Source organism: Streptomyces radicis, assembly GCF_003626575.1.
In the GTDB taxonomy this organism is placed as follows: Bacteria; Actinomycetota; Actinomycetes; order Streptomycetales; family Streptomycetaceae; genus Streptomyces; species Streptomyces radicis.
Map to the genome: position 1 here is coordinate 1 of NZ_RBDY01000033.1, position 21,775 is coordinate 21,775.

Below are 21,775 nucleotides of genomic sequence, written 5' to 3' on the forward strand. Positions count from 1 at the left end.
CATCCTGATTCACCGCCGAACCCCGCACCACACCCCACACCCGACGCCCCCACCGCACCGCATCCGACAACCGCTCCAACACCACCAACCCCACACCCTCAGCCAAACCAAACCCATCCGCATCAGCCGCGAACGCCCGACACCGACCATCGGGCGCGAGGGCGCCCTGCCGCGAGAACTCGGTGAGCGAGCCGAGGCCGGACATCACCGTCACCCCGCCCGCGAGCGCCAGGTCGCAGTCCCCGGCCCGCAGCGCCTCGCACGCCAGGTGCAGCGCCACCAACGACGACGAACACGCCGTGTCCACCGTCACCGCGGGACCCTCGAGACCCAACGCATACGCCACCCGCCCCGACACCACGCTGCCGGTGTTCCCGGTGAGGAGATAGCCCGCGACCTCGTCGTCCGAGGCGTCAGCGCGCCGGTCGTAGTCCATCGTCATCGCGCCCACGTACACGCCGGTGCGCGAGCCCCTCAGGCGCGTGGCGTCGATCCCGCCGTGCTCGAACGCCTCCCACGCGGTCTCGAGCGCCAGCCGCTGCTGCGGGTCCATCGCCAGGGCCTCGCGGGGCGAGATCCCGAAGAACTCGGCGTCGAAGTCGGCCGCGCCGTCGAGGAATCCGCCCTCGCGCTGGTAGAACGTGCCGGGCCTGGCGCGGTCAGGGTCGTAGCGGCCCTCGATGTCCCAGCCGCGATCCGTCGGCAACGGACCGACCGCGTCCCGCCCTTCGGCCACCAGCTGCCACAACTCCTCGGGAGAGCCCACGCCTCCGGGAAAACGGCAGCCCATCCCGACGATCGCGATCGGCCCGTCGCGGTGGGCGGGCGGCACGGTGGTGGTGCCTGGCCCGAACGCCCGCCTGGTGCCGAAGAGTTCGGCCTCCAGGTGGCTGCCGAGCGCGGCGGGCGTGGGGTGGTCGAAGACGGCGGTGGGCGAGAGCCGCACGCCGGTGGCCAGGCGCACGCGGTCGCGGATGGCGAGCGCGGTCCCCGAGTCGACGCCCAGGTCGCGGAACGTCCGCTCGGGGTCGGGCCGTTCGCCCCTCGCCTCGCCGGGGCGCAGGACCTCGAGGGCCCACTCCCCCACCAACGCGGCGAGCGCGCCCCGGCGTTCGGCCGCGCCCAGGGCCCGCAGCCGCTCGCGCAGCGCGGCACCCGCGGCCGCCGCGCCGTCCGCCCTTGGGCTCTCCTCGCCCGCTCCGGCGAAGAGTTCGGGCGGCAGGGTGACGGTCACGGGGGTGTCCTGGGCGGCGTGGACGGTGCTCCAGTCGGGCTCGCCGCCCGCGACATACAGCTCGCCGAGCGCGGTGAGGAAGCGGCGCGGGCCGCCCTCGTCGCGCCGCAGCGTGGCCTGCACATGGACGGCGGCGGCCGACCCGGCGCGTTCGGCGCTGACCTCCATCGCCGAGGCGAGCACGGGGTGCGGGCTGATCTCGACGAGGGCGCGGTGCCCGTCGGCCAGGGCCGCGCGGGTGGCGGCGTGGAAGCGGACGGTGCCGCGCAGGTTGCGGCACCAGTAGGCCGCGTCGAGGCGCTCGTCGGGGTCCAACGCGCCCCCGGTGACGGCGGAGTAGAACGGCAGCCGCGGGGGCCGGGGCGCGAGTGGCGCGAGGTCGGCGCGCAGCGTGTCGAGGATGGCGTCCATGTGCGGCGAGTGCGCCGCCAGGCCGACGGCGACGGTGCGGGCGTGGACGCCGTCGGCGGCGAGGTCGCGCAGCAGCTCGTCGGCGGCGTCGGCGTCGCCTGAGACGACGGTCATGCCGGGGCCGTTCTCGACGGCGACCACGAGGCGGTCGCGGTAGTGCTCGGCGAGCCGGGCGCGCAGCGGCTCGGCGGGCAGCAGCACGGAGACCATCTCGCCCCGGCCCGCGAGGGTGGCCTGCGCCCTGCTCCACAGGGCCACGACGCGCGCGCCGTCCGCCAGGGACAGGGCGCCGCTCACACACGCGGCGGCCACCTCGCCGAGGCTGTGCCCGAGCACGGCGGCGGGCCGCACCCCGGCCGCCTCCCACAGCGCGGCCAGGGAGACCATCACGGAGAACAGGACGGGCTGCACCACGTCCGCCCCGGCCAGGGGCGGCGCGCCGTCCGCGTCGGTCGCGGCGTCGGCCGTCGACCAGTCGAGAAACGGGGCGAAGGCGTCGTCACAGGCCCGCATGCGGTCGGCGAAGGCGGGCGAGGTGGCCATCAACTCCCGTGCCATGCCGGGCCATTGGGGCCCCTGCCCGGGGAAGACGAACACCGGGCCGCCCGCCGGGGCGGCCTCGGGCCGCCCCTCGATCAGCCCCGGCACCCGGGCGTCGGACGGCCCGTCGGCCAACGCGGCGAGCGCGGCGGCGAACTCCTCCCTTCCCCCGGCCACGAGCACGGCGCGGTGCGGGCGCGGGGGCGAGACGTCGAGCCGGAGCAGGGCCCGCCCGACGGCGTCCGGCTCCCATCCAGGGTGCCGGTCGAGCAGCGCGCGCAGCTCCCGCGCGCCGGCGCGCACGCCCCCGGGGCCGCCGCCGGAGAGGACCCAGGGCCGCGCGGTGGCGGCGGACGAAGGGGACAAGGGGAGGCACCGGACGTGGGCGGTGCTGGCAGGGACGACCGTCATGTTCTCTCCCGCTGCTGGCCGACCGGCTCATGGCGCGCGCTCGGTGGGTGCGGGCCACGGGACCCCACGACCACTCACCCATCCGGCCCGCTCACTCACCGAACGTAAGGGCCACCGCCGGGCCTCACCACCCCTGAACCGCCCCAGCCCCGCCCCACCTCGCGCCCCGACCGGCCCTTCAAGCGGTGGAAACCGGCCCATCCCCCGAGCCACGACCGGCCCCCCGCACCGAGCGCGTGCGGGGGGCCGGTCTCTCTCGGCGCGAGGGCACGCCGGGTCACACGGTGGTCGCGGCGGGACCTACTGGTAGGTGATGTCCGAGGACGAGTAGCGGCAGTGGGTGCCGTCGGGGTCGGTGCCCGTCTCGTCCGGCTCGTCACCCTCGTCGTTGCCGATGTACTTCTGGCAGATGGTGATGTCGCGGTCGTCGTCGCCGATGATCGTGATGTTCCGCAGCGTCGCGGAGTCGCCGTAGTTCTCGTTGATGCCGACGAGACGGCTCGCGGGCGCGGTGACCTCGACGCCGTCGAGCACGATGGTCCGCTCGTACTGGCTCGAGCAGTTGCCGCACGAGCGCACCAGGGTGGAGAAGTCCTCGGCCGCGAAGTTCCTGACGGTCAACGTGCCGCCACCGTTGTGCTGGAACACCTTGTCGTCGCTGGCGCGGGCCGCGCCGCCGCTGACCAGGAACTGGGAGCCGTCACCGCCGCGGAACGTGGCCGCGTCCTCGCCGATGTCCTCCCACCAGACATTGTTCAACGTGCAACTGCCCTGGCAGTGCACGCCGTCCACGCCCGGCGAGCCGATGATGACATTGTTCAACGAGCCGCCCCCCGAGAGCTCGAAGACCGGCAGCTGGTCCTCGCCCTGGCCGCCGTCGCCCAGCTCGGGGCCCGGCACATAGCGCACGTTGCCGCCGTCGAAGGAGCCGTCGACCTCGATGGTCTCGTTGACCACGACCTCGTCGGTGGCCTGCGGCCACTCGACCGCGAGGGTGTCGGCCGCGGGTGCGGGGGCGGCGGCGTCGGGCGCCTCGGCGAACGCCGTCGTCCCGCCGGTGGCCAGGGCTCCGGCGAACACGACGGCCAGCAGCATTCGGCCCGGCCTTCCGCTGACAAGTCGGTGGGGGGATCGCATGATGTCGCTGCCTCTCGATGATGGGTCCGAACGGTCCCGCTGCGCACGGGCGTCGGGTGGGGGAATCGTGTGGGGGTCGGCCCGCAGGTGACGAACCGATGGAAAGGCAGGGACAAGGAATTCACGGCGGCACGTCAAACGGAATTCCCACCACGCCTGACGCAGGGGCGCACATGCACTACCGCGCATGATTCGACCCGCGGAAACCCTTGCCGCAAGCGCTTTCTATTCCCGGAATGTATCGCCGGGGTTAATCACTGTCAAGGCTCTTGACCACGGCCGATATTCGGGATCGAGAATGCGGGGACGCTTGCAGAATGGGCGTGGAATATGACGCTCACCGTGTGGACTTTACCGCTGAGTCGGCCATGAGAAGGCACCCGAAGAATGCGCGATCCTCATACTCTTGACGCCGCGACGGCGGGTCAGTACGTTCGCAGCGTTCCGGCCGTGGGAGCGCCTCCACGCCGCCCGGGTGACGCGCGCCGAGCCGCCCGCGTCTCGCTCGACCCCCACCGCACAGCGACATCGCCGCCGTTCCGCGCCCTCGGCTGAAACCATTCAGCCCCCACCGTTCAGCCCCCACCGTTCAACGGCTCGGCCCATCGGCGCGGGACGCGGCGGACCCCCTTGGAGAGGAACGATGAAACGTAACGCCCTCCTGGTCTGCGTGAGCCTGCTGGTCGGCGCCGTCACCGCGCTCTCAGGACCCGGCACCGCGACCGCCGCGCCCTCCGCCGCCCCCGGGTCGACGCCCCTGGAAGCGGCCGCCGTTGACCTCTATGTCGCGCCGGACGGCGACGACGCCGCCCCCGGCACCCCGGCCGAGCCGCTGCGCACCGTGCAGCGCGGCGTCGACCTGGCCGAGCCAGGCACGACCATCCACCTCAGGGCGGGCACCTACGCGCCCGCCACCAACATCAGACTGCTGGAGAGCGGCACCGCGAGCCAGCCCATCACGCTCCGCGCCCACGAGGGCGAACGGGCCGTGATCGACGGCGAGAACATGCCGCACACCCCCGCGCCCGTGGACGGCAGCATCCCGCGCGCCGAGCGCGGCGCGATCCATCTGGCGGGCGATCACTGGCGGTTGATCGACCTGGAGATCATCAACGGCCCCTACGGCGTCTTCGGCGTGGACACCAGCGACAACGTCTTCGACGGCCTGGTCACCCGCGACAACTACGAGTCGGGGCTGCACCTCCAGGGCGCGTCGGGCGGCAACGAGATCCTGGATCTTGACAGTTACGGCAACCGCGACCCGCGCAAGAACGGCGAGAGCGCGGACGGCCTCGCCATCAAGGAGGGTTCGGGCAGCGGCAACGTGGTGCGCGGCGCGCGCCTGTGGAACAACTCCGACGACGGCTACGACGCCTGGGAGTTCCTCTCCCCCGTCCTGATCGAGGACAGCCTGGCCTGGGGCAACGGCTACAACCGGTGGAACCTGCCCGACTACACCGGCGACGGCAACGGCTTCAAGCTGGGCGGCGGCGACGAGGACCTGCCCGCCGCGCATGTGACGCGCAACAGCATGGCCTGGGACAACTCGGCCGGTGGGTTCATCGACAACGCCAACCCCGGCGCGCTGGTGGCCGAGCGCTGCACGGCCTGGGACAACGGCGGGACAGGGTTCGACTTCGCGGACGCCGACGGCACGTTGACCGCGAACCTGGCGGTCGCGAACGGCACGGACGCCTCCCTCGGCTCCGGCTCGTCCGGCAGCGGCAACTCCTGGGACATCGGCGGCTCGTGGTCGTTCGCCAGCACCGACCCCGGCACGATCACCGGATCGCGCGGGTCCGACGGGTCGATCCCCTCGTCCCCGTTCCTGCGCCCGGCGAACGGCGCGGAGGTCGGCGCCCGCTTCTGACCGCGCGCCCGCCGCCGATGTCGGATGGTCCTGAGCCGCGGCGGCGGTCGAGGGGATCGGCGGGGCGCTCGGCGGGTCTCAGCGGTCGCGCAGGTACGCGCCGAACGCCTCCGCGCCGTCGACGACGCGTGGGCCGCTGATGGCCTCGTTGTAGTCGAGGACGAAGAAGGCGTCGTCGACCACCGCGGGCAGCCGGGAGGTGACGGGGTTGGACTTCAGGAACGCGATCTTCTCCTCGGCGGGCTGGTCCTGGTAGTCGACGATGACGACGACCTCGGGCTCGGCCTCGACGACGGCCTCCCAACTCACGCTCGTCCAGCGGTCGGTGAGGTCGGCGAAGATGTTCTCGCCGCCCGCGACGTCGATGATCTCCTGGGGCGGGGCCTGGTTGCCCGAGGTGAACGGCTGGTCGGTGCCGGAGTCGTAGACGAAGACGCGCGGGGCGCGGCCCTCGGGGGCCGCCTCCTCGACGGCCGCGACGCGTTCGCGCAGCTCCGAGACGACCTCGGCGGCGCGCGGCCGCACGCCGAAGATCTCGCCCAGCAGCTCCAGGTCCCGGTACAGGCCGTCGAAGGGCGTGAACTCCACCGGGTGGCCTGGGTAGTTGTAGCAGGTCTCGCTGTGCATGAAGCTCTGGATGCCGAGCCCGTCGAGTATCTCGGGGGTGATGCCGCGTTCCTCGCTGAACCCCGACTGCCAGCCCGCGACGACGAGATCGGCCTCGGCGTCCACGACCAGCTCGCGGTTGAGCAGGTCGTCGCTGAGCATCCCGACGCGCGCGTAGTCCTCGGCCCAGGGGGACTCGGTGACCGGCGGGTTGGCGGGCGGCATGACATAGCCGTGGACGTGGTCGGCCAGGCCGAGGGCGAACAACTTGTCGGCGCTGCCCGCCTCGTAGACGACGGCGCGCTCGGGGAGCCGGTACTCCACCTCCTCGCCGCAGCGCTCCACGCGGGCGGGCCCGGCCGCGTCGCCTTCGTCGTCGGGCTCGACCTCGGCGCCGCAGGCGGTGAGCAGCAGCGCGGCGACGGCGGGGACGATGGCGGTGCGCGGGTGTGGTCGGGTGGCGGTCATCACGCGTCTCCTGGAGGAGTGGAAGGGGACAGGGCGTAGAGCAACTGCGGTGCGCCCGTGAGGGGATGGGGGACAACGGTGGCGGTGACGCCGAAGACGTCGCGCACCAGCTCGGCGGTGAGGACCCGTTCGGGTGGGCCCGCGGTGACCAGCCGCCCGCCCGCGAGCACGCCGATGCGGTCGCACACGGCCGCGGCCAGGTTGAGGTCGTGCAGCACGACCAGCACGGTGGTGGGGGTGCGGCGGAGCAGGGAGAGCAGCTCGATCTGGTGCCTGAGGTCGAGGTGGTTGGTGGGCTCGTCGAGCAGGAGCACGGCGGGCTCCTGCGTCAACGCCCGTGCGGCGAGGACGCGTTGGCGTTCGCCGCCGGAGAGGGTGAGCACGCCCCGGTCGGCGAGGTGGGTGACGTCGAGGTCGGCCATGGCCCGCTCGCACAGCTCGCGTTCGCGGCGGCTGAGGGCCTGGTTGCCGCGCAGGTGGGGGGCGCGCCCGAGGGCGACGACCTCGCGGACGGTGAAGTCGAGCTCGCTGCCGTTCTCCTGGGTCAGGGCGGCCACGCGGCGGGCGGCGTCGCGGCGGGGCAGCGCGCCCAGGTCGCGCTCGTCGAGCCGGACCGTTCCCGTGGTCGGCCGCAGGGCGCGGTAGACGCAGCGCAGGGCGGTGGACTTGCCGCTGCCGTTGGGGCCGACGAGACCGACGACCTGGCCCGCGGCCACGTCGAGGGAGAGCCCGGCCAGCAGGGCGTGCCCGTCGATCTCGACGCGGAGGCGGTCGAGGCGCAGCGCGGCCGGTGCCTTGGCGTTGCTCGTGCTCATGTCAGCGTACCCCGAAGAGGTAGCCCCTGCGGCGCATCAGGGCGAGGAAGACGGGCACGCCGACGAGCGCGGTGACGACGCCGAGGGGCAGCTCGCGCGGGGCGGCCAGGGTGCGGGCGACGAGGTCGGCCCAGACCATGAAGACGGCGCCCACCAGCGGCGCGAGCACCAGCACGCGCGCGTGGCTCGCGCCGACGAGAATGCGGACCAGGTGCGGCATGACCAGGCCGACGAACCCGATGGCGCCGCTGACGGCCACCATCGCGCCGGTCATGAGCGATGTGACCACGAACAGCCACCCGCGCACGGCCGCCGTGTCCACGCCGAGGCTCGCGGCGGTCTCGTCGCCGAGCGCGAGGACGTCGAGCGGGCGGGCGCAGCGATGCAGCACGGCCATGCCGACGGCGACGACCGCGGCGACCACGGGCAACGACCCCCACGAGGCGGCGCCGAGCCCGCCCAGCGTCCAGAAGAGGACGGCGTGCGTCGCCTCGCCGTCGGGCGCGAGATAGACAAGGACGCTCATCACGGCCTGGAAGCCGTAGGCCAGGGCGACGCCGGTGAGCACGAGCCGCAGCGGGGTGAGCCCGGCGCGGCTGAACGACGCGAGGTAGACCAGGGCCGAGGCGGCCAACGCGCCCACGAAGGCGCCGAACGTCAGGGCGTGCACGCCGAGGGACGCGAACGCGCCGAGCACCGTGACGGACACGGCCCCGACCGAGGCCCCCGAGGAGACGCCGAGCACGAACGGGTCGGCGAGCGCGTTGCGCACCAGGGCCTGGACGGCGACCCCGACGACGCTCAGCCCCGCGCCCACCACGACGGCGAGCAGCACGCGCGGGGTGCGCACCTGCCAGATGATCTGGTACTCCGTCACGTCGTCCGCGGCGATCGTGCCCCCGGTGAGCGCGGCCCACAGGTGGCGCGCGGTGTCGACGGGGGCCACGGTCGCGGGGCCGAGACCGATGGCCAGCAGGACGGAGAGCAGCAGAACGGCGACGAGCGCGACGACCTGAAGGACGAGGGCGCCACGCTCGCGCCGCTCACGCCTCCGAGTGCGCCCGCGCGCCACCGTTGTGCTCATGGAAATCATTGTCATGAGCTTGCACCGGCGTACGCCCCGCGTCAATGTCGCCAAGATCACTCGGGGCCGCGTCGACCTACGCGGCCCCTCATGCGGTCTCGCGGCTCGCGGCGGAGGGGTGAGGGCGGCTCATGGCTGGACGTCCTCCCGTTCGCCGTCCGCCGGTTGGTCGGTTTCGTGGTGGGTGCGGGTCAGGGCTGGCACCTACGGGGGAGGGGGCGCCGGGTGACCGGCCGTCCCGGTCACCGGTCGATTTCGTTGTGGGCCGGGACCGTTCGCCAAACGGGCGCAGCGGATACCGCTTTGCGGGTGGCCGACTTCCGCGTGGTCGGCCGGGGTAGCGGGCACCCTTCGGGCCTGCCCTGGCCGCCGCCATCGTCGTTCACCGCGCGCACGTTGAGCTGATGTAGCAGGCCGGTCCTTATCCGCCGCTTACCCGGGGTCGGGGTCTCTGCTGAAACGCGGCACGTTCTGTTCAACACAAAGTGTGCGCCGTTTCACAAGACCACCCGCCCCGGCATAAGCCGCGGATAAGCACCGGCGCGCTACATCAGCTCGTCGGACATCAGGAATGAAAACGCTTCGGGCGGCCAGGGCAGGCCCGAAGGGTGCGCGCCACCTCAGCCGACCACCGGGAAAACGGCCGCCCGCAAACCCTTCGCGGCCGCGCCCGTTCGGCGAACGGTCCCGGCCCACAACGAGACCTGCCGTTTACCGAGACGGCCGCACACCCGACGCCCCCTCCCCCGTAGGTGCCAGCCCTGACCCGCACCCACCACGAAAGAAGCGGTCGGCGGACGGCGAACGGGAGGACGTCCAGCCCGTAGCCGCCGCCCTAGCCACCCTCGAGCCGCCCGGCGCGGGCAAAGTGACGCGCTCCCGGGGCGAGTGCGGCGGCGGCCGGGGCCAGGAAGCAGACGGCCGCGCACACCCCGAGCACCACGCCTGGGCCGAACGCCTCGGCCGCCGGGGCGATCAGCGCGAGCCCTACGGGGGCGAGGCCGTAGGAGAACAGGAAGTCGAGGGAGGAGACCCGGGCCAACAGCCGTGGCTCGACCTCCCGTTGGATGGCCGTGAACCACGGCACGTTGAACAGCTCGATCCCCGCGCCGGCGGCGGCATAGCCCGCCACCACCACGAGCGGGTGCGCCTCGAGCCACAGGCCGAGCGGGGCCAGGCCGTAGCAGGCGAGACCGGCGAGCGCCGCCCAGCCCGCCGAGCGCGGGCGCCAGCGGGCGATGACGACGGCGCCGAGCAGCGCGCCCGCCGTGTACGCCGTGGTGGCCGCGGCCAGCACCGCCTCGCCGCCATAGGTGTCCCGGCTCATCAGCGGCAGCAGCACGCCGGTCGCCGAATACCCGGTCGCTATCACGGCGGTGAGCGCCCCCAGCCCCGCGAGGAACCACGCGTGCCGCCGCGCCTCCCGCAGGCCCTCCGCGAACTCCCGCAGATAGGTGCCCCGTTGAGCCGTGGGCGCCGCCACCCGTGGGCCCCCGGGCGGCGGGAGCAGCGCGGCGGCCAGCCACAGCAGCCCCGTCGCGCACACCAGCGCGGGCACCGGCAGCACCGTGGCCAGCAGCGCCGCGCCGCCGGGACCCGCCAGCGTGGTCACGCGCACGGCGAGGGTCATCGCCGCGTTCGCCTGCTGCCGCCGCCCCGGGTCGACCACGTCGGCCGTCAGCGCCTGGAACGCCGGGCGGCACGCCCCCTGCCCCGCGCCGATCACCACCGCGGCCACGGCCATCACCGCGACGGAACGCCCGATCGCCGCCGCCAGCACGGGCGTCGCCAGCGCGGCGGCGAGACCCGCGGCCCGCACCACGTCCCGCCGCGCGTACCGGTCGGCCAGCACGCCGCCCACCGGCACCGCGATCAGGAACCCGACCGTCCGCGCGCCGAGGACCAGGCCCAACGCGCCCGGGGTGAGGGCGCGTTCGAGCACGGCGAAGCCCAGCACGAACGGCAGCGCCCATGTCGCGAGACCCGAGGCCGTGGCCGCCACCCACAGCCGCAGGAACGACGCCTCCCGCAGCACCGACCGCGGGGCCTCCGCGGCGGGTCGGGCGGCGCTCACCACCGGTGTTCCGCTCACAGGTCGGCACTCCTCTCGCTCTCCGATCTCACACCGAGGACCCTAGACGATAATGACATTCACTTGTAATACTTCCCGGCGTCAGACGGCGACGAGCTCGAAGGAGCCCCGTGGAACGGAAGACGACCGGTCCGGACCTGCTGGAACAGCTGCCCCCACCCCTGCCGACACCACGGATCATCGCCCTCAACCGGCCGAGGGCCGATCAGGGCCTCCCCCGCCACTACGCCTGGAACGGCTGGACGTTCGACGTGCCGCCGGGGGTGTTCATGCCGGGTGGGACGAGCCGGATGATCCACCAGCGGCTGCTCGACGGCGACATCGAGGTGCGCGGCCGCCGTTACGCCGCCATGGGCGTCGGGCTCGGCGTCGAGGCGGTGGTCGCTGGGTTGCGCGGCGCCCGCGCGATCCACGCCGTCGACGTGCACGAGGAGAGCGTCGCCACCGCCGCGCGCCACTACGCGCGGCTGGTCGGCGAGCGCCCCGGCACGGCGTTCGTCCCGGTGGTCGCCGACGTGTTCGACGGCTTCCCCGACGGCGTCCTCGTCGACGTCGTCACGTTCAACCCCCCGGCCGTGAGCCAGCCGGTCAGCGATGACCCCGACATCGTGCGGAACGTCTGCGTCGGAACGCCCGTACTGGCCGCGTTCTTCGGGCAGTTGGCCGAGCGGAAGCTGCTGGCGCCCGGTGGCGAGGTCTTCGTCGTCGTCTCCAACACGGCCGATCTGCGCGGCATCGTCGGGCACGCGCTGCGCCACGGCTTCAGGGCCGAGGTGCACCACCGGCACGACTGGCACGACGGGGTGCTGACCTACATCCTCAGGTTCGGGATACCCGGGTCCGAGACGGCCGGGTCGGCGCGGGGGGGCGCCGCGTGAGCACCGCGCCGCCGCGGCCCACCACCGTCGACGAGGTGCGCGCCGCCGCGCTCGCGGGCGCCCTCGGCCCGGGCCCCGCCGGGCTCGTGGCCACCAGCGTCTTCTGGCTCCACCACGGCACGCGCCTGGCCGGGGGTGACACCACCTACCTCAACCAGTACGTGCTGGTGCGGGTCGGGCGGTCGTTCGGCGCGTGCGCGGTCGAGGACGGGGAGATCGACCCCGCGGTCTGCCGGGCCGCCTCGGGCAGCCCGCTCGACGCGCTGCTCGCGGACGACGTTCCCGTCCCGCTCGGACTCGCCGCCCTCGACGCGTGCCTGGCCGAGGCGTCACCCCACCGTCAACGCCCCGACGCGGAACGGGTGACACTGCCCGCGGGGACCCCCGAGGAGCGCGCGCTGGCCAGGGACGCGGCCATCGCCGGGCTGCTCGACATCGCGCCGGGCGCCCGCGTCGCCCTGATCGGCGTGGTCAACCCCCTGATCGCCGCCATCCGCGACCGCGGGGGCGTGTGCCTGCCGTGTGACCGCAACCTGCGCACCACCCGGTGGGGCGAGCCCGTCGCCGCGTCGATGGCCGACGTCCTTGACACCGCAGACGCCGTGGTCGCCACCGGGATGACGCTCGGCAACGGCACGTTCGACACGATCCTGGGCCACTGCCGGAGGCGAAACGTTCCGCTGGTGGTCTACGCGCAGAGCGGCAGCGCCGTGGCCCGGGCGTTCCTGGGCTCGGGCGTGACCGCGCTGTCCGCGGAGCCGTTCCCGTTCTCGCAGTTCAGCGCGGAGCCGACGGCGCTCTACCGCTACCGTTCGGCCCCGTCGGCGAGGGCCGAGTGACGGGCCTGGCCACCGGCGTCGGGACCGCGCCCTGCCACCATGGCGAGATCCTTCAGGGCGCGTTCCGCGACGGCGGCGGCCGGGTGTGCGCGGCGCTGGTCACCCTGCCGCTGCCCGGCGGCTCGGGGCTCGGCAGCCGGGCGGAGTTCACGCCCCGCGCGGACGCGCCCCCCGGGCGGATCACCGTGCTGCCCGCCGATCGGACCAAGGCGTCGCGGGCCGCGGCGCTGGCCGTCGAGGAGTGCGCCCGCCGCACGCAACGCCCGGTGTACGGCGGGCGGTTGAGGCTGGGGGGCGGTGTGCCGATCGGGCTCGGCATGGGCTCGTCGAGCAGCGACGTCATCGCGGCCGTGCGGGCGGTGGCGGCCAGCTATGGCATCCAGCTGCCGCCAACGGCCGTGGCGCGCCTGGCCGTTCGGGCCGAGAGCGCGTGTGACCCGCTGATGCTCGACGGCCGCCCCGTGCTGTTCGCGCAGCGCGAGGGCCGGGTGCTCGAGACGCTGGGCGCCGCGCTGCCGCCCGCCGTCGTGGTCGGCTGCGCCACGGGCGGCGGCCGCCCCGTGGACACCCTGGCGCTCCAGGGTGCGGCGCACCGTGAGGCCGACCTGCGGGCGTTCGAGCGGCTGCGCGCCCTGCTGCGGCGCGCGGTCGGCACCGGGGACGCGGCGCTGCTCGGCGAGGTCTGCACCGAGAGCGCCCTGCGGCATCAACGGCTGCTGCCCAAGGAGGAGTTGCCCGCGCTGCGGGCGGTGGCCGCCGAGGTGGGCGCGGTCGGGGTGCAGGTCGCGCACAGCGGCAACGTCGCCGGGATCGTCTTCGACCCCGCCACCCCGGATCTGCGCGGGCGGCTGCGCCGCTGCGTGCGGGCCCTCGCGCGCGAGGGCACCCCGGCCGCCCGCGCCTTCAGGACCACCACGCCCCCCTCGCACGAGAGGCCGAGTGACCATGTACGACCACGTGGCCGACGCGATCGGCGCCCCGGATCCGATACGGCTCGACGCGGGTCTGGTGTGCCTGCGCTTTGAGTCCATGAAGGTGGTCTCGGCCCTCGCCGCCGTCCGGCACCTGCTCGACCACGGCGTGGTGCGGCCCGGCGCCACGCTGCTCGACAGCTCGAGCGGCATCTACGCCTATGCCCTCGCCCTGGCCTGCCACCGCTACGGCATGCGCTGCCACATCGTCGGCTCCACCACCATCGACGCCACCCTGCGGGCCCAACTCGCCATCCTCGGCGCGACGTTGGAGCAGATGGAGCCGAGCGACGACCTCAAGCTCGACCAGAGCCGCCGCGTGGCGCGCGTCGCGGAGATCCTGGCCGAGCACCCCGACCACCACTGGATGCGCCAGTACCACGACCGGATCCACTACCTCGGCTACCGCGCCGTCGCCGAGCGGCTGCGCGCCGAGGTGCCGGGGCCCCTCACCCTGGTCGGCGGCGTCGGCTCGGGCGCCTCCACCGGGGCGCTGGCCGGGGTGCTGCGCGAACACGCCCCGGACACGCGGCTGGTGGGCGTCCAGCCGTTCGGCAGCGTGACGTTCGGCAGCGAGCATGTCGCGGACCCGGACATCATCATCGCCGGGATCGGCAGCTCGATCCCCTTCGGCAACGTCTCGCACACCCTCTACGACACGCTGCACTGGACGGCGTTCGGCGCCGCGCTGTCGGGGAGCGTCGAACTGCTGCGGCGGCACGCCGTGTTCGCGGGCCTGTCCTCCGGGGCGGCCCACCTGGCCGCCCGCTGGGAGCTGCGCCAAGACCCCACGCGCACCGTGGTGTTCATCGCGGCCGACACCGGACACCGTTACGCCGACTCGGTGTTCGCGCGCCACGCCGAGGCCGTTCCGCTGGACCGGCTCGCGCCGCTCCAGGTGTCCGGCACGGACCGACTCGCCCTGCCCTGGTGCCGGATGGACTGGCGCCGCAGACCGGCGTGGGGGCCCGCGTCCACGGGGCCGCCGTCGACGCCGGGCGCGTAGGCCCCGCCTCAGGAGCGCGCCCCGAGGAAGTGCCGCAGGAGGCGGGGGACCGTGATCCCGCCGAGCAACGCCACGGCGTCGCCTTCCCGTTCGACGACGGCCACCAGGGGGCTGCGGAAGCTGGCCATCAGGGTCGCGACCTCCAGGGGGCGCGCGTCGGGGCCGATGACGGGCGGCGGGTAACGGTGGCGCGGCACCCAGTCGGCCACGGTGAGCCCGGCCAGGTCCTCGGCGAGCTCGGCGTCGAGGCGGGTGCCGAACGCGCCCGCGAGGGACGGGACTTCGGTGAGGTGGGTGGGCAGGAGGCGGCGGATCAGGGCGGGCCCCGGCACGACGGAGTCGGGGCACCCGTCCGCGTCGAGCACCAGGAGCGCGGGGAGCGAGCGCTCGGCGAGCAGGCGCGCGGCGGCGATCGCGGGGTCGTCCGTGGTGACGGAGGGGAAGGGCTCGGCGAGGTCACGGGCGCGCACGGCGGCGGCGGGCTCCTCCGCGGGCGGTGACGGCGGGCCGCCATGGGGTGGGCGCTCGCTCGGGCCGAGGGACAAGGGGGCCTCCGGGACATCGACATACGGGCACACCGGCCCTGCGACGCCGACCAGACTTCCCGGCACACCACGCGTCTTGACGCGTTCTTAACACCCTAGCGGGCGCCTCCCGGCGGCCCGCCGGAGGGGGTCGGGGCCGCCCTCGGCCGCGGCGGGCCGGGGCGGCGAGCGGGGTGGCCGCCTGGCACTCCCCCGCCACACGGAGGCGGGGTGCGCCGCCCCGGGGCTCAGCCGAACCCGCGGATCACCATGTCCCCGAACGTCGCCGCGCGGGCGCTCGACCGAGGCCATGGCGTCAAGGCCGCCGATCAGGGCCAGGCGGCGGTGGCCCGCGTCGAGCGACATCGCGGCGTGGATGACGCCGTCCACGCGCCGGTCGAGCAGCTCGGCGGCGTCGGGCGGCGTCAGGTGAGGCGGAAGCGGCGGAACTCGGCGGTGCCCGCGGGGGCGGCCGCGTCCGGTGGCACGGCGGCGAACAGGCCGAGCTGCGCGCCCGTCCAGCCCCAGGGGCGCGCGGCGAACTCAGGGCCCGAGGGCCGCGGTCCCGCATCGTCGGGCAGCCGGGCGGCGAAGCGGCAGCGCCCGTCGTCGGTGATGTGGACGCGCAGCAGCGCGCGGCCATCGGGCGCGGGGCGGGCGTGGGCGGCGTCCCGTTCGCGCTCGGCCACCGGCTCGCCGAAGCGGTGCACCAGGCGCGCGCCGCCGTCGGCCGCGCGCTCCAGGCCGATCCAGCCGAACGCGTCGCCCACCACGGCGAGTCCGGCCCTGGCACCCGGCGCCCCCTGGCCGAGCCGCAGCTCCACCTCGGCGGTGCGGGGGCCGACGGGCAGGCGTTGGGCCAGCACGTTCGGCAGGGTGCGCGGGTCGTGGGCGCCGGGGGTGGGCAGGCAGGCGAGGCGCAGCCCCTCGCCGTCGTGCGGCAGTGCCCAGTCGGGACCGGGGTTGGCGAGCCAGGTCCACTGGGGGCCGAACGCGCCGCCAGGGAAGTCGTCGTCCGTCGCGGGCGCCGAGCGCGGCTGGCCGGGGACGGGGAGCCGGTGCCCTTCGACGGGCTCGCCGCCGTCGCCGATGACGGGCCAGCCGTCGTCGTCCCACGCCATCGGCTGGAGGTGGACGACGCGGCCGAACGGGCCCCGGTGCTGGAAGTGCAGGAACCAGTCGGCCCCGTCGGGCGCGTCGACCCACGCGCCCTGGTGGGGGCCGTTGACCCGGGTGCCGCCCTGGGCCAGGACGACGCGCTCCTCGTAGGGGCCGAAGAAGTCCCGGGAGCGGAACGCGCCCTGCCAGCCGGTCTCCACGGAGCCCGCGGGGGCGAGGATCCAGTACCAGCCGTCGCGCCGGTGGAGCTTGGGGCCCTCGAGTGTGAACCACCCCGGCAGCGCGTCGCCGTCCACGATGACCTTGCCCTCGTCGAGCAGCCGCCGCCCGTCCTGGCTCATGCGGTGGCCCGTGAGCCGGTTCTTGACGCCGGAGCGCGACCTGGCCCAGCCGTGCACGAGGTAGGCGCCGCCGTCCTCGGTCCACAGCGGGCACGGGTCGATCAGGCCGCGCCCCGGCTTGACCAGCACCGGGTCGGTCCACGGGCCTTCCACCGAGGGGGAGTTGACCTGGTGGATGCCGCGGTCGGGGTCGCCCCAGAAGATCCAGAACCGGCCCGCGTGGTGGCGCAGCGCGGGCGCCCACACGCCGCCGTCGGGGCGCGGGGCGGCGAAGTCCTCCTCGGGGGTGAGGCGGCGCAGCGCGTGCCCGACGAAGCGCCAGTTGACCAGGTCGCGGGAGTGCAGCAGCGGCAGCCCGGGCACGCGGCCGAAGCTGGACGCGGTGAGGTAGAAGTCCTCCCCGACGCGGATGGCGTCGGGGTCGGACCAGTCCGCGGGCAGGACGGGGTTGCGGTAGCCGGGTTCGGCCGACCGATCGCTCACGGGAGCGCCTTTCCTCGGGGGCTTACGGCGGGGTCGTGCGTTGCGTCGGGGACGCGTTCAGTCGAGGGCCCGTGGGGTCCAGTCGCCGAGCCAGTCGGCGGGCTCGTGCGCCGCCGCCCGCGTACCAGGGGCGGCCGAGGTGGAACGACGCGGCGTCGACATCGCCCGTGACGACGCTGTCGGTGATGAGGAAGCCCGCCGTCCCGGTCCACGACCAGGTCGGCCGTACGGCGGTGCTACGCGGGGCGGACGGGGACGGCGGGTGCGGCTCATGGCTGGGTCGGTCCTTCCCGGCTCGCTGCCTCCCGGCTCACAGGCCGATGGACGACTGGGGGCCCGCGCCCTCGCCGACGATGTCGGGGACCTCGCTCGCCGGGTCGAGGGTGTAGGAGTAGTGGTCGCGGGGGTCGAACGTCGTCCCGCCTTCCTCCCTGCGGCCCTCGCAGTCGACGAGGATGCTGCCGGTCTCGGTCAACGTGGCGGTGGAGTCCCGGTAGTAGGGGTCCTGGACGTTGTCGAAGTAGCCGTTCTCGATGACGGCGCGCGTCCGGCCCCTTGAGTAGTTGCCGTAGCCGGTGATGTCCTGCATGTGGTTGTTGTAGAGGTGGGCTAGGGCGACGTTGTCGATGCTGGGGTTGCGCGCGTTGGTGTCGCGGATCCAGTTGTGGTGGATGGTGATGCGGGCGGTGACGTTGTCGGTCCAGCCGATGCCGAAGGACTTGTTGCCCTCGTTGAGGATGTTCCAGGACACGGTGAGGTCGGTGGTGTCCTCGCGGCTGTCGATGAGGCCGTCGTTCATCCGCTCGATGCGGTTGTGGTCGATCCAGACGTGGTCCGCGCCGTCCAGCTGGATGCCGTCGTAGTCGTAGGCGTCGTCGTCCGGGTCGTCGTCGGGCATGCGGGTGTCGCGGATCGTGAGGTTGCGGATGATGACGTTGGAGACCTCGTTGAGGAAGAAGCCTCCGCCGACGATGTGGCCCTGGGTGCCGACGCCGATGATCGTCTTGTTCGAGGCGACGCGGATCTCGTGCCCGAACGGGTTGACGTCGATCGTCCCCGCGACCCTGATGACATACGGCTCGGACGCGGTGGCGTAGCGGTTGAGGTCGGCGAAGGTGCTGACGGTGACCGTGCTTCCCGCGGCGCCGCCCGTGGTGCCGCCGTCGGTGGACGCGAACCCCTCGGGCGCGTCCGCGAACGCCGGTGCGGCGGGGGCGGGTTCGGCGGCCGCGGGGACGGTCAGCGGCGAGGCGCTCAGGGCGACCGCCGTCGCGGCGATCACCCAACGGCGGTGCCTCACGGTTGTCTTGGCCATGGACTTCTCCGAATGCTGTGGGGGGGTGTGAGCTGAGGCGGCTCATGCCTCGAAAATTTCGAAGTTCAGCTCGGCGGAGAGCCGGGCATTGAAACGTTAAATGCGGGCCGGTGACCCGTCAATGGAGCGCGCAGCAACGCGATATGAGATCGAAATTTTCGAAGTCCCGGGCGGGGCTTCCCCGTTGTGCCCGTCAGAGGGCGCGGCGCAGCAGGTCGAGCAGCGCGGCCCAGTGGCGTTCGGCGGCCTCGGCGTCGTAGGAGGACGTGTCGGCCTGCGTGAACCCGTGCGCGGCGCCGGGGTAGACCTCGGCGCGGTGGCGCACGCCCGCCGCGGTCAGGGCGCGGCCGAGCCGGTCGATCTGCTCGGGCGGCAGGGCGGCGTCCTGGTCGGCGTGCCCGAAGTAGAGCTCGGCGGTGATCTGTTCGGCGAGCAGGTGCGGGCTCTCCCGCGCCTCGCCCGCCAGGAACGCGCCATGGAAGCCCGCCATCGCCACGACCCGCTCGGGATAGGTGCCGGCGGTGCGCAGCGCGAGTGCCGCGCCCATGCAGTAGCCGGTCACCCCGACGTCCTCGCCCGCGGTCAGCGGCGAGGCGGCGAGCCAGTCCAGATAGGCGCCCGCGTCGCGCATCGCCGCCTCGGGCGTCAGGGCCGCCATGGCGGGGCGCAGGCGCTCGATGATCTCGGAGCGCTCCTCGGCGCCCATGAACGCGGGCAGCTCCACCACGGGCGCCCGGCCGTGCCGGTGGAGGACGTTGGGCAGCAGGACCGTGTACCCGGCCGAGGCGAGCCGGTCCGCCATGCCCCGCAGATGCGGACGCGGCCCGAACGCGTCCATGTACATCAGGACGCCGGGGTGCGGCGCGCCGTCGTCGGGGTGGGTCAGATAGGCGTCGGCGGTGCCGTCGGGGGTGGCGATGTCGACGGACGATCCGTGCACGGCGGTCATGGGGAACGCTCCGGTCTCGTGGCGGGGGCGGCGCTGGTCGGGCCACCACCGTACGACCCGCGCGCCGCCCCACGTCGCCACGCGCTCCGCGCCGTCAGCCGCCGCTCCGCGGCGGGTGCGCGGGCGGGGGCGGCACCGGGGGCGGCGCGGCGGGCATCGGCGGGATCGTCGGCGCGGGCGGGGGCGAGGGCGGGGGCGAGGGCGGGGGCCCGGGGTCGCCCGTGGCCCGGCCGCGAAGGGAGAAGCGGCGGCCCATGCGTTCGAACGCGCCCCTGCGGCAGAACGCCCTGAACTCCTCCGCGCGGCGGGCGTTCGCCTCCCCGAGCACACCGCGCACCGCGGCGAGGTCCGCGCCCGAGAGATCGCGGACGGCCGGGGAGAGCACCTGGTCGAGCAGCGCGGCGCAGGTCTCCCGCCAGGCGGCGCCCGCGTCCTGGTAGGAGTTCCAGGCGGCGAAGCAGCGGGCGACATAGGCGGGCGAGCCGCGCAGCCGCTCGCGGACCCGCCCGGAGGCCGCGGCCTCGCGGTAGGCCGCGAGCAGCTCGCGGTCGTCGCTGTGGATGAGCGCGAACAGCTCGTCGTCCTGGCTGTCCTCGGCCAGCACGCGGTGCGCCACCGCGAGGAACGCCCGTCCGAGCACGGCGGGTTCGACGGGCGCGGCGGCCGCCCTGCGTTCGCGCGCCTCCTCGACCCAGCCGGGGGGCGCCGTTCCGGCCTCCAGGTCGCGGGCGAACGTCAGCAGCCGCAGCGCGCCCCGCGCGCGGGCGTCGAGGTCGAGGGAGAAGTGGCGCAGCAGGTGCGCGGCGAGCTCAGGAACGTCCGGGTCGGCGGCGTGCCCGTCGAGCGCGGCGCGCACCAGCTCCGCCCAGGTGCCCGCGGCGCGGTGCGGGTCGGAGCCCGTCTGGGCGAGCAGCCGCACCGCCTCGGCGGCGCCGAGTCGTTCGCCCCGCCACACCAGGCGGACCGCGGTCCGCAGCACGGCCGGGTCGTCGACCGGTGAGACGCGTCCGGCGCGCAGCAGGGCGTTGGCCGCGGCGACCCGGTCGCCCCCAGTGCCGCGGGGCGCGGCGCACATCCGCAGGTGCGGCAGCGTCTGGCTCTCGGGGAAGCGGAGGGCGACCCGGGCGAGCGTCGCGGCCGCGGCAGCGGGCTCGGTCCTGGCCCGCTCCTCGAGCTCGCCGAGCAGCGGGACCCTCAGGTCGAACGAGTCCTCGACGGTGCGGCGCACGGCGGGTGTCCAGACGGCGTCGGGCGCGGCGAGCAGGGCGGGGGCGAGGCGGCGCGCGACCGCGGGCAGCAGGTCGGCGCAGTCCACGCCGATGAGCCCGGCGACGCCGACCAGCTCGACCGTCCGCACCTCGTCGTGCCCGGCGTCGGCGATGCCCGCGCGCAGCCCGGTGGCGAGCTCGGCCGCCAGGGCGCCGGTCCTTCCTTCGTCGGGGGCGGCCTCGTGCAGCGCGTCGAGGACGGCGGCGAGCGAGCCGCCCGGCGCGCGGACGGCGTCGGGCAGCACGAGGGTGGCGAGCGAGGAGATCGCGGGGGCGCGCAGCCGGGGCGCGAGGCGCGGCAGCAGCCGGATGAGGGCGGCCGTCGCGGCGGCGCCCCGGTGTGCGGTGGGCTCGCCGAGCGCGGCGACGAGGCGGCGCAGCCGGTCGGCGTCCAGCGCGTCCACGTGGTCGGCGGCCCACTCGGCCGCGGCCGTCCTGCCGTCGGTGTCGACCTCGATCCCGGCGGCGAGGGCGAGGGCGGCGAGCGGCCCGGCCGCGAAGTCGCCGCCCGGCAGCGCCGCGGCCTCGTCGAACAGCCGGGGCGCGGCGCCCCGCCACACGAGCGCCGCGGTGCGCGCCCAGGTGTCGTCGACGGGCGCGGCTGCGGCGCTCCCCGTCGCGTCGTGCACCCTGAGGCGGTGCCGGTGGCCGGTCAGCGCGCGGGCGTGCTCGGGCAGCGCGCCGACGATCCGCTGGGGCGCGTCGGACGGTCGCCCGGCGTAGGTGGTGAACGTCAGCCGCTGGGCGCGCGGGCGCGGCAGCGCCGCGGTGGCCAGCGCGATCCACCGGGCCACGTCGCCGCTGCCGCGCTCGACGACGACGACCCGTGGCGCGTCCTCGTCCTCGCTGGCCCTGCGCACGTCGGCGAAGAACGCGGGCAGCCAGGTGGCGCGCGAGGCGGCGAACCTGGCCAGCGTGTCCACGCCGAAGCCCGCGGGCGGCGGGGCGCCGAGCGGGTCGGGCGCCCCGGTGGGCGGCGCGGCCTTCGTCCACCAGGGGGCGTCCCAGGCCGCCACCGGCGGTGCCTCGCCCGGCAGTTGGGCGCCGGGCGGCAGATGGACGGCGTGCGCGTGGTACCGGTCGGCGCCCGCGCGGACCGCGCGGACCAGCAGCCGCCCGCCGTCGGGGAGCAGGCTGTGGCTGAACGCGACGGGCTCGGCGGCCAGGTCGGCGGTGGTGGGCCGCGCGGGCGCGTCGGCGCGCGGCACGTAGGAGACGAGCCGCTCGGCCTCGCGCACCGCGTCGTCCGGCACGCCGGGCGAGGCCGCGACGAGGCGGAAGCCGGTCCCGTCGGGCGCGGGCAGGGCCGAGGTCCAGTGCAGCTGCGCCAGGCTCATCGACCACTCCCTCACTCGGCGAGCCACCCGTGCCACCGCGCGCACCGAGGCGGAGGCGGCGCCAACGGCCCTCCGTA

Annotated in this window: 16 protein-coding genes and 1 pseudogene; 5 read left to right on the forward strand and 12 right to left on the reverse strand. The window is 74.9% G+C overall.

Annotated features, from left to right (window positions below):
- Both D7318_RS27415 and D7318_RS27420 read right to left on the reverse strand, forming a co-directional pair.
- The coding region (locus D7318_RS27415) for a beta-ketoacyl synthase N-terminal-like domain-containing protein (protein ID WP_120699919.1) at positions 1-2,596 on the reverse strand (2,596 nt) is incomplete at its 3' end.
- 300 nt (positions 2,597-2,896) lie between these two features.
- Positions 2,897-3,691, reverse strand: coding sequence for a pectate lyase (locus D7318_RS27420; protein WP_120699920.1), 795 nt, complete (start codon positions 3,689-3,691; stop codon positions 2,897-2,899).
- Positions 3,692-4,376: 685 nt separating this feature from the next.
- Between D7318_RS27420 and D7318_RS27425 the strand changes: the two genes are divergently transcribed.
- Complete coding sequence (locus tag D7318_RS27425; RefSeq protein WP_120699921.1) at positions 4,377-5,603, forward strand: right-handed parallel beta-helix repeat-containing protein; 1,227 nt, start codon at positions 4,377-4,379, stop codon at positions 5,601-5,603.
- A 78-nt stretch (positions 5,604-5,681) separates the two neighbouring features.
- Here the strand turns inward: D7318_RS27425 and D7318_RS27430 are convergent, their stop codons facing one another.
- The 4 genes from D7318_RS27430 to D7318_RS27445 all read right to left on the reverse strand — a co-directional run bounded on the left by D7318_RS27430 (position 5,682) and on the right by D7318_RS27445 (position 10,668).
- Positions 5,682-6,677 carry an ABC transporter substrate-binding protein gene (locus D7318_RS27430; RefSeq protein WP_120699922.1) on the reverse strand — a complete coding sequence of 332 codons (996 nt, stop codon included), beginning with the start codon at positions 6,675-6,677 and terminating at the stop codon, positions 5,682-5,684.
- A complete protein-coding gene (locus tag D7318_RS27435) occupies positions 6,677-7,492 on the reverse strand; it encodes an ABC transporter ATP-binding protein (RefSeq protein ID WP_120699923.1) in 816 nt (271 codons plus the stop codon). Before D7318_RS27435 ends, D7318_RS27430 begins: the two co-directional genes overlap by 1 nt.
- 1 nt (position 7,493) lies before the next feature.
- Positions 7,494-8,576 (reverse strand): FecCD family ABC transporter permease, encoded by a 1,083-nt coding sequence (locus D7318_RS27440; RefSeq protein WP_220729835.1) that lies wholly within the window; start codon positions 8,574-8,576, stop codon positions 7,494-7,496.
- 835 nt (positions 8,577-9,411) lie between these two features.
- The gene (locus D7318_RS27445; protein WP_220729837.1) at positions 9,412-10,668 is read right to left on the reverse strand and encodes an MFS transporter; all 1,257 of its coding nucleotides are present in this window, start codon (positions 10,666-10,668) and stop codon (positions 9,412-9,414) included.
- Positions 10,669-10,778: 110 nt separating this feature from the next.
- Between D7318_RS27445 and D7318_RS27450 the strand changes: the two genes are divergently transcribed.
- Genes D7318_RS27450 through D7318_RS27465 form a run of 4 tightly spaced genes read left to right on the forward strand, consistent with a single transcriptional unit; the run spans position 10,779 to position 14,362 of the window.
- Positions 10,779-11,546 carry a class I SAM-dependent methyltransferase gene (locus D7318_RS27450; protein ID WP_120699925.1) on the forward strand — a complete coding sequence of 256 codons (768 nt, stop codon included), beginning with the start codon at positions 10,779-10,781 and terminating at the stop codon, positions 11,544-11,546.
- Positions 11,543-12,385 (forward strand): Rossmann-like domain-containing protein, encoded by an 843-nt coding sequence (locus tag D7318_RS27455; RefSeq protein WP_120699926.1) that lies wholly within the window; start codon positions 11,543-11,545, stop codon positions 12,383-12,385. The genes D7318_RS27450 and D7318_RS27455 overlap by 4 nt, the downstream gene beginning before the upstream one ends.
- Entirely contained in the window at positions 12,382-13,410 is a 1,029-nt protein-coding gene (locus D7318_RS27460; RefSeq protein WP_220729839.1) for a GHMP family kinase ATP-binding protein, read from the forward strand. The genes D7318_RS27455 and D7318_RS27460 overlap by 4 nt, the downstream gene beginning before the upstream one ends.
- Positions 13,331-14,362, forward strand: coding sequence for a pyridoxal-phosphate dependent enzyme (locus D7318_RS27465; RefSeq protein ID WP_120699927.1), 1,032 nt, complete (start codon positions 13,331-13,333; stop codon positions 14,360-14,362). Before D7318_RS27460 ends, D7318_RS27465 begins: the two co-directional genes overlap by 80 nt.
- Positions 14,363-14,370: 8 nt before the next feature.
- Here D7318_RS27465 and D7318_RS27470 read toward each other — a convergent pair whose 3' ends face one another.
- The 6 genes and pseudogenes from D7318_RS27470 to D7318_RS27500 form a co-directional block, all read right to left on the reverse strand.
- On the reverse strand, positions 14,371-14,973 hold the full coding sequence (locus D7318_RS27470; RefSeq protein WP_147437841.1) for a CBS domain-containing protein: 603 nt from the start codon (positions 14,971-14,973) through the stop codon (positions 14,371-14,373).
- A gap of 198 nt (positions 14,974-15,171) precedes the next feature.
- Positions 15,172-15,297: pseudogene (locus tag D7318_RS35040) on the reverse strand (transcriptional regulator); the annotation flags it as partial.
- Between the two features lie 14 nt (positions 15,298-15,311).
- On the reverse strand, positions 15,312-16,829 hold the full coding sequence (locus D7318_RS27475) for a glycoside hydrolase family 43 protein (protein WP_120699929.1): 1,518 nt from the start codon (positions 16,827-16,829) through the stop codon (positions 15,312-15,314).
- 310 nt (positions 16,830-17,139) lie between these two features.
- Positions 17,140-18,144 (reverse strand): pectate lyase family protein, encoded by a 1,005-nt coding sequence (locus tag D7318_RS27485; protein WP_120699930.1) that lies wholly within the window; start codon positions 18,142-18,144, stop codon positions 17,140-17,142.
- Positions 18,145-18,337: 193 nt separating this feature from the next.
- Positions 18,338-19,093, reverse strand: a complete 756-nt coding sequence (locus D7318_RS27490; protein WP_120699931.1) for a dienelactone hydrolase family protein — start codon at positions 19,091-19,093, stop codon at positions 18,338-18,340.
- Positions 19,094-19,187: 94 nt separating this feature from the next.
- Positions 19,188-21,698: a GTPase-associated protein 1-related protein gene (locus D7318_RS27500; protein ID WP_183091629.1), complete on the reverse strand. Its 2,511-nt coding sequence runs from the start codon at positions 21,696-21,698 to the stop codon at positions 19,188-19,190.
- Positions 21,699-21,775 lie beyond the last annotated feature (77 nt).